Origin of the sequence: Bacteroides sp. 3_1_13 (genome assembly GCF_001185845.1) — a bacterium.
Lineage (GTDB): Bacteria > Bacteroidota > Bacteroidia > Bacteroidales > Bacteroidaceae > Bacteroides > Bacteroides xylanisolvens.
Map to the genome: position 1 here is coordinate 2,688,832 of NZ_KQ236955.1, position 13,430 is coordinate 2,702,261.

Below are 13,430 nucleotides of genomic sequence, written 5' to 3' on the forward strand. Positions count from 1 at the left end.
AAATATATCTTCGGTGTAAACGAATGAATGATAATTATGCCTTTTGGGGTGTGATTGATTATAAATAAAACGGTGAACATTAGTATTAAACTGGCGTTCACCGTTCTGTTATTCAGGTCCGGAATAAATGATGCGGATTCCACGCCCTGTTGAGTCAGCACCGTGAAATCCGCATGAAATATAGTTAGCTTTGTTTAATAAGCTTCTATTTCATCAATCCATAATTCGGCAGGAATAACTTCCGGGCCATTGTTCTTTTCAAAGTTAACCCCATTGCGCAGTGTGCCGCCATTCTTAATCTTAACTTTCAGGAAGGTAGCCTGTGTTGGCTCAAATTCAATGGAATCAGTGAATGCAATTCGTCCTGTTTCCGGATAATCGTGTTTCAAGGCTTTTTCAGCTACCGGAGTGTATTGTTTGCCATCTGCTGATACTTCTACGGCAACTCCTCCTGCAGGAAGAATTCTCATAGCCGGATTGAATAAAGAGCCGAAAATTATTTTGCTGATTTGTGTCGGCTTATCCAAATTAACGATAAATTCCAAGTCTTTACCTTCAACAATGCCGAAGCTGCACCACGGAGTATAAGAAGCGTTATTACCTCGTTTACCGTTGGTCAGTCCGAAGGTTGTCTTGTCAGCTCCTAATACATCGTTTTCATCAAATATATCGCCTGTCCATCCCATCTTATAATTAACAGTATAGGGCTTTCCTGTTAATAAATTACCATACAATGGTTTGTGAGCTACTTTCCCTAACATCTTTCCGTCTTTGAAAGCAACAGCTTTCAGGTCGATATTTCCTTCCAGAGCGAAAGGCTTTTCGTACAGAGTGGATGCTTTGTTTGGTTCACTGCCATCCGTAGTATATCGTATTTCTGCATTCGGATAGAAACTTTCCAGCATTACCATTAAAGGAGCGTTTTCATCCGCGTGCGTATTTACGTTTACGTCAAAGAAGTTGAGACAAGGTTTGGTGTTCATTACTTCCAAACGTTCAAATTCAGTTACCATTCGTTCGCAGAAATTCTTCCAGTCTTTGTTTGCGTTTTGTGTCCAGGCCGTTTCGGCAATAGCCATTGCACGCGGGAAGGCCTGATAGTCTGTACGTTCGGAAGTCTGCATATATTCTCTCCATATATTGCCTTGTATTCCGATGATATGCTTCTTGGCAAGCTCGTCTGCATCATCCGGGACAGGGTTGTAACTATATGTTTTTTTCAGTGTGTTGTATCCGCCGATAGTAGTCGGGGCAATTTCCGGTTCTTCCTGGTAGTAGTCCAGATATACATAAGGGTTCGGAGTCATGATTGCATTATGTCCGGCTTTGGCAGCGTTCATTCCTCCTTCTACACCACGCCATGACATAACAGTCGCATTTGGAGCCAGACCACCTTCGAGAATTTCATCCCAACCAATGATGTTCCTGCCTTTGCCATTCAGATATTTCTCCATGCGGGTTACAAAATAGCTCTGCAACTTATCTTCTTTACTATGCTTTATTCCGTCCGTCTTGCTGGGAGTCGTATCATCCTTCAGTCCTAACTGGCGGATTAGCTGCTGGCAGAAAGCACTGTTCTTCCATGCTGTCTTGGGACATTCGTCGCCACCGATGTGAATGTATTCGCTAGGGAATAATTCAATTACTTCATCCATCACTCCTTCAAAGAATTTGAAAGTTGTTTCACTCGGACAGAATACCTGTTCGAATACACCCCATGTAGGAGATACTTTATAAGTCTGTGTAGAATCACATGACAGTTCCGGATAGGCGGCCAGTGCAGCCAACGCATGTCCCGGCATTTCTATTTCGGGAACAACGTTGATATATTTACTTGCAGCATAAGCTACTACATCTTTGATTTGTTCCTGTGTGTAATACCCTCCGTGTTCTTTTCCGTCGAATACTTGCGGATAATTTACATAGTAATAGTCTACCAATGTCTTTTCACGTTTAGAACCGATTTCTGTCAATTTAGGATATTTCTTGATTTCGATTCTCCATCCCTGATCGTCTGTCAAATGCCAATGGAAAACATTCATCTTGTTCATTGCCAGCAAGTCGATAAACTTGTAAATATAGTCAATCGGTACATAATGGCGGCAAACATCCAGCATCAGTCCGCGGTGAACAAAACGGGGCGAATCTTCTATTTCTACAGCAGGAACCGACCAGTTTGCTTTCTTATCCAACTGGTTTCCGTAAACCGCCGGAGGGAGTAACTGATAAAGTGTCTGTACGCCGTAGAAGAATCCGTTCGGTTGAGAAGCGGTAAGCGTGATGCGACTGGGAGTAACGGATAATTTATATCCTTCCTTCGGCATACCTTCTTGTACAACAAAACAGATTGCTGATTTTCCATCTGCACTTTCTGCCTCTTTCAACGAGATTCCTGCTGTCTGTTTCAGACGTTTGGCCAGGCTGTCGGCAATACCTTTAACTTCCGGAGCATTGGCAGGAATTACCAGACTGACTTTGCTGTTTAGTTCAAAACGTCCTTCCTGTGGGAGAATTTGATTGGGTTTGGGAACGATGTTGTACTCGTTCACCGCTTCTTTTGTCTTTTGGCAACTGGGGGCAATCATAAGCAGAGACAAAAGAAGAAGAGAAATACTTTTCTTCATGGTCAAAATGTGTGTTAAGTTATAAATAGATTTGACAGGGCAAATGTACTTGTTTTAATGATAAGTTCCAATGATATGGAAATAAAAAAGCCGGAATGATGTCCGGCTTTTAGCTAAAGTTTCAGATTAATGTAGTTATATAATAAAGAGAGAGTTTTTATTTCAGTAGTTGCTCTTCGATGATTTGCACATACTTTTCCGGCGTAGCACCAACCTCGATTATCGGTTTGCCGCCTACCGGGATGAAGAATAACGTAGGTAATGCTTGTACACTGAAGTGGCTGCATAAATCTTTTTCTTTATCAGCATTTACCTTATAGAATATAACTTTTCCTTTATATTTTTCGGCCAGCTTTTCCATTTCCGGAAGTAAACGCATGCAAGGTCCACACCAAGTTGCCCAGAAATCAATCACAACCGGTTTGTCACCATTATAAACGAAATCATTTCCTTTTCGGTAGTCGAAAATGTGTTCGAGGAAGAACTGGCGGGTAATTGGATTCAATTTACCATCTTCAACTTTGGTTTCTGTCACTTTAGCTTCCGCTTCCGGTATAGGAACCATGTCAAACGGCTGAAAATAAATTTTCTGATGAATATAGTCGATGGATATAATTCCGTAGTCCAGTATCTTTTTGCCTAATACGGAACGTTTCAAGAATGGGTTTTTCACTGCTATGGCATCTTCAATCTTTGTTTTTACAAACATCGTTTCAGGTAGGATGAGGCTTTCCTCATTTTGACTTATTTCTTTATATCCATTGGAGACTTTTTGGTTACTCCCTTTGGTATATTGTGCGCTCCATGTATTGAAATCTGCTTCAGTAAGATTCACTAATCCTTCGCTCCATGTATCCAGGACAAAAGATATCGGCTTTCCCTGAATGTTTATCGGGCATACTACTCCTAATCCTGTTATCAGGTTAAAATTTTCCCGATAGTTAAGTTTCATATAAGAAGGACGGTAGGGTTGTGTAATCGTAATTTTCTTCCGTTGCATGTCAATGGTTAATACAGAAGTGCGGAAAACAGCACCACTTAATACACCCATAACCCCTAGCTTGCGTAGATAAGGTTCGTCTTCTAATGTGAAAGCCGGAAGATCGTTTGCAAATGTATTTTTACCAATAGCTACTGTTCCCATTTCATATACCTTTCCAACAGGTACCTGTTTAAATACAAAATCTTGGTAAGAACTAAAAGTTCCTCTCTTTTCTGTATTGATGTGTAACTTTTTGAGAGCTTCAGGAAGTAGAGCGTTATGTCCCGATAAATCAAGGACAAAGTCAGCTGCTTCACCATTTATAGTGGCTTCCACGATAATTTTTCCATCAATAGTTTTGAATGGAATGACCTCTGTCATACTGTTTTGTGTTTGTGCACTGATGCCTCCTGTGATACAAAATGCAAGCAAACAGAGATACATTTTAGTTATTATTCGTTTCATATATTCTTTCTGTTTAAAGTTTATTTCTCTTTCCTGATTTCAATTCTTTTCTCTTGATTATCTTTTTTGATGATAATATAGCCGGTATCACCAGGTATAGCATTCATAATTTCTTCTACGGTTATCTGGCTCATGGGGCAATCTTTAAGAGAAGTTCCGTTGATATTAATCACTTCGTCGCCGAAAGCAACTGTATCTTTCATGCTATCCCATATAGTTGTAATTTCGAATCTTTCGTTACGCGGTAATATGCTTACGTTCCAAAGAGCGGGAGCACCACCCATGTCGATTTTCCCTTCTTCAAATGGGAGGAAGTAAAAACGTCTCCGCATATAATCAATAATTACTTTACCATATTGCAGTAGATCCACCCCGATGATAGTTCCATTCATGACAGTTGTTGTACTACCTACGTTTGTGAATTCTTTTCCCATGATATTGATGGAAGGTACAGATACTTTTTTAATATCCACCGGCTTGCCCAACCCTGTTATTCCGGCAGCTACGATACCATATCCATGATTGGTAACTTGCGAGATGTCAGCCAGCCTGTTGTAATCTTCCGTAGAATAAAGTAGAAAGCCTCCGGCACCTGTGTCGAACAGAACTTTTAAATCATTATTTCCTAAACGAACGTTGACGATGGAATGATGTTCTGTTTCATCCAACAAAGGAATTCCGTCTGTAACCTTTAACTTTTCGGGACGATAAGGATAGTTGATTACCATTATTTTAGAACGGGAATCGAATGTTACTACCGACTGTGCAAAGGCATCTCCTCCAAGAATTCCGACAACTCCCAGGTCTGTGAAGAATGGATTCTTAGGTAGTACCATCGTTTTCAACTGTTTGATTTTGTAGTTCTTTCCGATGGAAACATTTTGTACGTGGGCTTCCTGATAGTTGGAGCCTTGTGCATTCACATCGGAAATGCGCATATATCCTGCGGCAGTAGCTTTCATTTCAGTTGCGGCGTCATACATAGTCCCGGTTCTTCCTCCTGTATCGACGATGTATTTTACATTTACACCATTAACAGTAACGGGTATAATGATTTTCTCCTGAATGAATTCATAAGGAATGGTATCGCAAACTTTATTCTGGATTTGCGCTATCGTTTCTTGTCCGCAGTTTAGAAATAATAGCAGCCATAAGCCGGTCAGTATTCCTATTCTTTTCATGTCATTCTTTTTTATAGATAATATTCTTTATTCCGGAAGCAGTTTCAATCGTTAGCTTCGTCTGTTTTTTCTCTTTCAATTCCGGTATTCCGTTCAGAATACTTTCGCAGAAGTCATATTTTTTAGCAGGTTTGCCATTAATCTTAATCACTTTGTCTCCTACTTCTATCTTACCTTTCGTGCTGCTCCAGACAGTAGATACATATAAGTCTCCGTCTTTGACCGTCAAATCGAAGTTGTTGCATTGATTGTTGATTTCATTATCCGGTTGGAAAGCTTCAAAATAGAATCTTCCACGTGGATAGTCGATAGTCACTTTTCCGTATTGTAATAACTTTACACCTAGTAATGTATAAGGGTGTTTGTCTGTATGGGTCGTTAAGTTGCGGAATTTGGTGGCTCCTACTGATAATAAGGGAATATGTACTCTATATGAAGATGCTTTATCTGCTTGTCCGGCTACTCCGATACTTCCTTCCCCATATCCTTCAGAAACGACTTCCATAGATGCCTCCGGTTTAATTCTCTCAAAATCACTTTCAATAAGAGATAACAGACTGGGACTGCCTGTATCAAATAATACAGTGATGTTGCTGACCGGAGCGATCTGTACATTGACAATTGGCATTCCCCCTTCTTTCGTGAAATTCAGCATTTTTCGTAAAGATACTGTAGAAGGCTTTTCGGCAGATGTGACTATGATATTTTTAGTCTGCGAATCAATGCTTACAATAGTACTTGCAAATAAATCGCTTCCGATGATACCATCTACTCCAAAACATTCCCAGCCTTTTACTTCATTGATGATTAGCGACGGGGCATTTTTAAAGTTAATAACATCATCGGGAGTCGTCAGATTTTCTATTCGCGTAGTTTTGTAATAGCTTTCCACGTTATTCACATCTGTCACCTTCATCGAGTCCGTTGCTGTTATTTGTAGTGCTTGGCCGGCTTTAGTAGTGAGTGCAGTGCGTCCTCCGGTATCAAAGATAAAAGGGCGTGCATTGCCGTTTACCTTCATTTCGATAATCATTTTTTCGCCTACCATCCGATAAGGTATGGTTGCTTTATATTGTTGGGCGAATAAAGAGACCGCCATGCAAAAGGCAATGACGGTTCCTATTAGACGAGTATGTTTCATAGACTAATCTTTATTTGCTGACTTTTTCTGCTTCCAAGATTGCTTGATAAGCATTTACGATACCTCCGGAAATACATAGGTCATCAAAAAGGAATAAATCCTGTGAAGGTCTATCGTCCACGCGGATTCCTTTTTCTACTTCTACACCTTTGCGTGAAGTGGCGCTTTTTAGTAATATGTCACGGATTTGAGAGCCGGTCAGTTTAGGAAAATAAGATTTTACCAAAGCAGCTACGCCAGCTAAGGTGGCCGAAGCCATTCCTTCTCCGCTTCCTTTTTGATAGGTATCACCCATATAAGATGAATAAATATCTGTTCCCGGAGCATAGATATCAAGAGTAGTTGCGCCGTAATTAGTATTCAATACCGGATTTCCATTCTTATCCGAGGAAGCAACTACCATAAAATTAGTAAGTTCCCCCTCTTTATTCATCTTACGATTGGGGAAGAATTCGTCTCTATCCATATCTACTGATAGATCCCAAACCGGAACTATGACTAATGCCCCTTTTTTCTCAGCCTCTTTCAACGCCTCTGACACCCATTGTTTCTGCTCTTCCGGATATATGGAGTTTTGTTCTGGTAATACGATTACATCTGCACCGTGGTTTACTGCATAGCGGATGGCCAATGCCATATCTTTCAGGTATGGTTCTCCTTCTCCCGGATGGATGCGTAAGGTCATGATTTCAGCATTGTCTGCAATACCGTTACTTCCGATACCATTGTCACGTTTAGCTGCGATAACGCCAGCCTTCATTACGCCTGTCGCCGCATCGGATGTCAACAATACATTATTGCCATAATGCGTATCGTTAATATCAAAAGGGTTATCACCTACAATTTCTTTTCGATTATCACTACCGTATTTCTTTAAAGCCTCTTCATAGGACGCTTTAGCTGTCTCTACACTTTTCTTTCCCATATTCTGATATACAGGTTCCCATTTGTCCGTATTATAGATGCTGAAATAGTAGGCGGTAAATACAAAAGCGACTTCAGAAAGACTGTCTCTTTCAGCTTTGGGATCATAACAACTTTGAAAGTCTTCAACGGTCAACTCTTTTCCGGGAAAACGTTTTTTCATGTCCTTATCGAACTTTTCAACATATTCTTCTATAACATAAGATAGTTGAAGACCACCGTAAGTTCCACCGATTCTTGATTCCGGCATAACTTTATAGCGATAGTAATTATACTCTTCCATGTTTTCCGGTGCGGAGACTTCCTGGCGTTTTCCATTTATTATTTTATAATACTTCTTTCCGTCAAAGATATAATCAGCATATTTATCTTTGAGACGGAAGAATTCACGTTCTCCTTCGCGTGTTAAAGTTTCCATTACTTGACCGTCTTTACCACCGATAAAGTTCCAGCCATTGATGTCGTCAACAAGCCCGTTTTTATCATCATCTTTTTGATTTGATTTTTCTTTTGGGTTGATCCAGATTGCGTGTTTCAGGTCTTCGTGCTCTACGTCCATTCCGGTTCCGATCAGTGCAACAACCGGTCTTTTTTTTGCTTTCTTTTTGTTGGCTTTCAGGTAATCATACGCTTTGTTTACTTCGGCTCCGTACACACTGTCCTGATCGAAAGAACAGTTAAACCAGTCCAGTTCGGATTGTTTTTTTTGTGTTTCTGCCTTTTGTTTGACTAACTGGGCTGATACAGCAACGCTGATAAAACAGCATACGATAGGAAATATAAGTTTCTTCATTGTCGAAAGAGTTATAATTTATATAGTTTGTTTATTGTCTTATTTTTAAAATGGCCTCGCGTACTTGTTCACCCCGAACGTTGCGTGCAGCGAGTTTGCCTTCTTTGTCAATGACTACAAGGAAAGGGATGGAGTAGAAGCCGTAAGCAGTCTGAATAGCGCTTGGAGTTTTGCTGTTTTTAGGGAATCCTGTCTTATCCCATAGCATCACCCACGGCAATTTTTCTTCATCCAGCATTTTTCTCCATTTAGCTTCGCTGTCATCCAGCGAGACACTGATGAATTCCAGATCGTCAGCCTTCAATTCATTGTATATGGTCAGCATACTGCGCATTTCTTTGCGACAGGGACCACACCAGGAAGCACAGAAATCCAGTACGACAATTTTTCCACGGAAGTCTTTCAAACTTACATTTTTTCCGTTGGCATCTATGAAAGTAAAGTCGGGACATTCTGCACCGATAATTTGGTGGGATAGGACCTCTACTCTGTTTACCAACCATTTGGCAGATAAGGACTTTCTGTCTTGCTCTGGTATCATGTCCAATAGCATTTTGTTGGATTGGTAATCATTTATATCTGCCAGATAGGCTAATGCAGCTGCCATGCTGGGAGTGAGTTTTCCTTTGACAGAAGTAGAAATCGTTGCTATATCCGGATCTCTTTCTGTGGGCATATAGGTTTGCAAGGTCAGAAACGGATCGATACCGGTGAATGAAAGCGAACTTTGTTCGGGGTTCTTTTCATCAAAGTAACCATTGATTGTTACCGGATTATTTTCCAGATAAATATTCTGTTCAGTTTCTCCTAAATAGAGTTTGTAGACATCAGGAATGATGTTTATTTCATTGGTACTGAATGTGCTGTTAGTACCGATGATACAACTTAATACAACGCCTTCATTCATATCTTTTATTTGCAAAGTCGTTGGTTTTAAGACCTTTATTCTTCCAGATATTTTCAGTCCATTATTTCCCCATACAGTGGCACCGCATAAGAGTAATATGATTAGCAATAGATTTCCTACTTTTGTCATTATTATAAGTTTATTGTTAATTATCAGAGTTCTTATTCTTCATCGGGAGTCTCCTGTATTGTAGGTAAAGGTAAATCCCAATCTTCCGGTCCGTTGGCTATTGCTTCCAGATCGATCTGGTATTTTTCTTTTAAATATTTCTGTACGAAAGCAAACTTTTCGGTGAGAAAAGGATATTTATCAGCGGGGTATACCTCTGCTAGTCGTGCTTGGTTATAGAACATGGAAAGATGCATATATCCTATAAAAGTCTCTTCATTGGTTGGAGGATAAGAGTTATTATCTGGTGTGCTGATACTACTGAATACATACGTGTTTACACTTCCCGGATATCCTCTGGTAAGATAAAAGTTCGGGTCATCTTCCATTCCCAAGCCTGCTATCAGATTGGTGACATGGTCGAATCCCACTTCAAATTCTTCAGGTATAATGATGTTCCCGGCTTTTACTGCTTTTTCCAATACGGGACCCAATATCATTTTCCGGCGTCTGTCAAGTATTTCCCTGTCTGTAGGGATTAAATAAGACTCGCTGGGATTGTCTTCTCCAAACATACAAGTACACCAATAATCCAGCCCATCGTAATTTTCGTGTATGGGTACAATCCAACTTGCTAGGATTACGCCTCCAACTTCTAATACGCCTTTACTATGGACATTGTATCCCAAATACCAATACATCGGCAGAACTTTAGAAGTGATCGGCGGATTCAAGTATGCAAAGATATGCTTTTTCATAAATTCGACATAGTAATTGGTCATTTCATCATTTATACAGCCTTGACCTTCGTAGCCACTACCGTATGCTATACCTGTCCAGCTACGGTTGAAATCCTCCTTTTGCAAATCCTTATAAATCAGATATACATTATAGTCTTCGTATATTTGAGCGATGTCATTGTCCCAACTATTATTTCCTTGAGGTACCTTGAAGCGTAATTCAACGCCTCCTTCTGTAGGAGTCAGTGTGTCTTCTTCATAACATGAGGTGAATGCCATACAAGCAAGTACCCCCCATAAGATATATATATTTCTCATATTCATTTCCTTTGTTTAATTCATCAGATATATATTATTAACTTTCCCGTTTTGGAGCTAAAGGGTTCTGTTCCAGTTTCTTATTTTTAATCAAGACAGCGTCCGGTATAGGCATGGTATAGGAAGGGTCATTCTGTTTTAATGTATATACCTGTTCTCCCCATCTATGAATGATTTGTGGCATTCCGTAGCGTCGGAGGTCAAACCATCGTTGCCCTTCAAAACAAAGTTCTTTTCTTCTTTCATTTTTGATGAAAGTTTTGAGTGCATCGCCTGTCAATCCGGTAGGTTCAACAAATTTGTCGGGGTCATAACGTTTAGCCAGTAAGGTTTTTAAAGCAGAGAGTGCTGTACCTTCATCATTATTATGAGCAGCTGCTTCTGCTAGATTTAAATAGGCCTCACCTAGTCGGAAGGATAAGGCAAAGTTTTCCGATCCACTAGGCTCACCTGTAGCCGAAAGTTTGTATTTACCGAAAGTAGTATAAGAGTCTTCATAGAAAACTTCATCATCTTTATTGAACTCTTTTGCTATATACTTTTCTTTTCTTAAATCTCCATCTTCAAAGCTTTCAATCAGGTTGTCAGAAGCGATAAAAGCTTCTCGGTAATAGGTGGTGGTATTACCGAAGTAACCTTCTTCCTCATACTCTACCGCCTGATCATTGAACACGGTAAGGTCTGAAACGCTTCCGTATAACCAAATAACCTCAGATGATTTTAAAGATGTAAAATTATAATAAGGCTCTGCCACTGTTGGAGAAGGGAGGTTATTTAAGTCTACTAAAGCGAAGGACCAGTCTTTTATTACTTTGTTGGCGTATATGGCTGCATCTTTCCAGTTTTCCATATAGAGAAAGACGCGGGACTTCAGCAATTGTATCATTGGAAGGCTAACCAGATAATTCGGTTCATATTGTTTATCTTTGCTTAAAGTAAGGAATAAACGTTCAGCTTCATTCAGATCGTCCACAATTTGGTTGTATACTTCCTCAACGGTGTTTCGTGTCATTAATAGTTGGTCTTCAGGTAGCAGGTTGCTGTCTAGTTTGAGTGGAACTCCTAAAGCCTGTTTGTTATAGTTGTATGGTGCTCCAAAATGATTGACTAACATAAAATAATAGAAAGCTCTTAATCCGAGGGATTGGGCTATTACATAATTTTTTTCAGCCTCCGTACCATTTACGTCACCGATATAATCAAGAGCTGCATTTGCGCCTAAGATATAGTTATAGTATCCTTCCCAGATATTCTGAAGAGGATAACCATTTCTTTCCATAATGAAAAACATATCCGGTTGCCATGTATAAACAGCTTGTTTGGCTTCTATATTTTTTAGAGAGTTGATGCTAAATTCATAATCAGTTTTGTGGAACTGAATGTCATCGTCTAAGAAGCTAAGAAAGGGTAGTAGGAAATTGCTTTTATCCTGTTTGGGATAAGCAGAACCGATTAACATTTCTTGCAAAGCATTTGCATCTTTGGGAACGTACTCACTTTGAGATTTAGGCTCTAGAAAATCTGAGCAAGAGGATAGTGATAGTAAGACTATTCCTGTTAGTATATATATAATTCTTTTCATTGTCTATCTTTTTATTTTTTTAGAAACCAATGTTAATACCTAATGAATAATTCCGTGGAAGTACACTGTTGCTAACTTCCGGGTCGAAACCGTTGAAACGTTTGCTGGCGATAACAAAGATGTTATCCATGTTAAAGTTGAGTGATAGATTTTTCATATATATTTTTTCGCACCACTCACGTTTCATTTGCCAGGATAGGCCGATGTTACGGCAGCGTAAGAAAGAACCACTGACCACCATAGCGTCAGATTGTTCCCATAATGGAATGCTATAAACATTCTCATTGTTGGGCAATTCTATATAAGCCATTCCTGCTTTGGGTAAAGAAGGAATGATTGTATGGGCTTCGTCTCCCGGTTCTTTCCAACGGTTCAGTAAATCGCGGTTTATATTTGTATATGGATCCGGCATATAATAAGAACTAGCGAATTGGTTGTATGGTGATGGCAGACGCTTCTTGTTGCCGAGTAAAAGTGAAAAACTGGTGTTTAAAGTTAATGATTTATAGCGGAAACTTAAGCTCAATCCACCGGTGAAATAAGGCTCTTTCTGACCAGAATATACCAGATAAGTAGTCGGATCTATTTGTCTGCTACGTTCTTCTTCCGGAATATCCAAAAGATTGAATAAAGCTTCACCGGTTTTTCCGTCTAATCCTGCAAAAGAGTATGACCAGAAACTGCTGAGCGGATATCCTTCTTTTAATACAATATCTGAACGTCCACTTAAGAAGGAAGCTGCATTGACATCAATGTCTGTATGTCCGCCTTCATTCCAGTTCTTGGAAGCATTCAAACTGACACTTAATGCATAGTCCCGTTTCTGTATCGGGGTAAAAGTTAATGTGTATTCGATACCTCTGTTGTGGATAATACCACCGTTGCGTTTCATGGATGTTATTCCATATTCATAAGGTAATTCCAGTTCAACAATGGCATTGGAGCGTCTTGTATAATATTCCAAATTCATATAAAACATACTGAATAATTCCAGGTCTACACCGAAATTCCATGATTTGGTACGTTCCCATGATAGATTCGGATTTGGGATTTGGGAGATGGTAGACTGATATCTGTTGTATAGATTAGCCACTTTCCCCTGATTTAAAATCAAATCCGGACTAATGCGCGTTACTGCATTTCCTTGAATACCATAGGTGCCGCGGAAGTTTAAAGTTGTTATCCATTTTACATATTTCCTCATGAAGTCCTCTTCTGAAGCTCTCCAGGAGAAACCGAATGAATAGGTAGGATCAATACGGTGATTGGCATCCTGACCGAAACGGTTGGATGCATCATTACGTATATTTGTATATTGAAGTTACGAAAAGAGTGTAATTTATTGGAACTGAGCGTAGGTTAATTGCTCATGATAGTAATAGGTTACGATTTAGTTAGTTATCTACTGCATCATCCTTCTGCGCGTTGCGTAACCTTCAAAGAACTCTTCGTATGCAAAAGTAACAATAAAACGGGAGATTTTGAAATGAATCTCCCTAATTTTTTTCTTCTCATACAAGTTTTTCCGTAAAAGCGGTTTTGTCCGTCGGCACACCATCGCCCAAAAGGATTTTGGTCGAACGTATGCCGACTACGCATAAGCGGAGAAAAGGGCTTTGCCTCACGCCTAAACAACAGTTTAGACTAATGATGCAAGGCCCATTT

At 39.7% G+C, this 13,430-nt stretch carries 8 protein-coding genes and 1 pseudogene; all 9 read right to left on the reverse strand.

Annotation, left to right across the window (positions count from 1 at the left end):
- Positions 1-194 precede the first annotated feature (194 nt).
- Entirely contained in the window at positions 195-2,624 is a 2,430-nt protein-coding gene (locus HMPREF9009_RS09570) for a glycoside hydrolase family 20 protein (protein ID WP_049702006.1), read from the reverse strand.
- 157 nt (positions 2,625-2,781) lie between these two features.
- Complete coding sequence (locus HMPREF9009_RS09575; RefSeq protein WP_049702007.1) at positions 2,782-4,071, reverse strand: thioredoxin domain-containing protein; 1,290 nt, start codon at positions 4,069-4,071, stop codon at positions 2,782-2,784.
- Between the two features lie 20 nt (positions 4,072-4,091).
- Positions 4,092-5,252: a pepsin/retropepsin-like aspartic protease family protein gene (locus HMPREF9009_RS09580; RefSeq protein ID WP_049702008.1), complete on the reverse strand. Its 1,161-nt coding sequence runs from the start codon at positions 5,250-5,252 to the stop codon at positions 4,092-4,094.
- Between the two features lies 1 nt (position 5,253).
- Complete coding sequence (locus HMPREF9009_RS09585; protein WP_049702009.1) at positions 5,254-6,393, reverse strand: aspartyl protease family protein; 1,140 nt, start codon at positions 6,391-6,393, stop codon at positions 5,254-5,256.
- Between the two features lie 10 nt (positions 6,394-6,403).
- Positions 6,404-8,110, reverse strand: coding sequence for a S8 family serine peptidase (locus HMPREF9009_RS09590; protein ID WP_049702010.1), 1,707 nt, complete (start codon positions 8,108-8,110; stop codon positions 6,404-6,406).
- 31 nt (positions 8,111-8,141) lie between these two features.
- Positions 8,142-9,146, reverse strand: coding sequence for a peroxiredoxin family protein (locus HMPREF9009_RS09595; RefSeq protein ID WP_049702011.1), 1,005 nt, complete (start codon positions 9,144-9,146; stop codon positions 8,142-8,144).
- Between the two features lie 32 nt (positions 9,147-9,178).
- Complete coding sequence (locus tag HMPREF9009_RS09600) at positions 9,179-10,189, reverse strand: hypothetical protein (RefSeq protein WP_083444168.1); 1,011 nt, start codon at positions 10,187-10,189, stop codon at positions 9,179-9,181.
- Between the two features lie 31 nt (positions 10,190-10,220).
- On the reverse strand, positions 10,221-11,765 hold the full coding sequence (locus tag HMPREF9009_RS09605) for a RagB/SusD family nutrient uptake outer membrane protein (RefSeq protein ID WP_049702012.1): 1,545 nt from the start codon (positions 11,763-11,765) through the stop codon (positions 10,221-10,223).
- A gap of 19 nt (positions 11,766-11,784) precedes the next feature.
- A pseudogene (locus tag HMPREF9009_RS09610) lies at positions 11,785-13,074 on the reverse strand (TonB-dependent receptor); the annotation flags it as partial.
- Positions 13,075-13,430 lie beyond the last annotated feature (356 nt).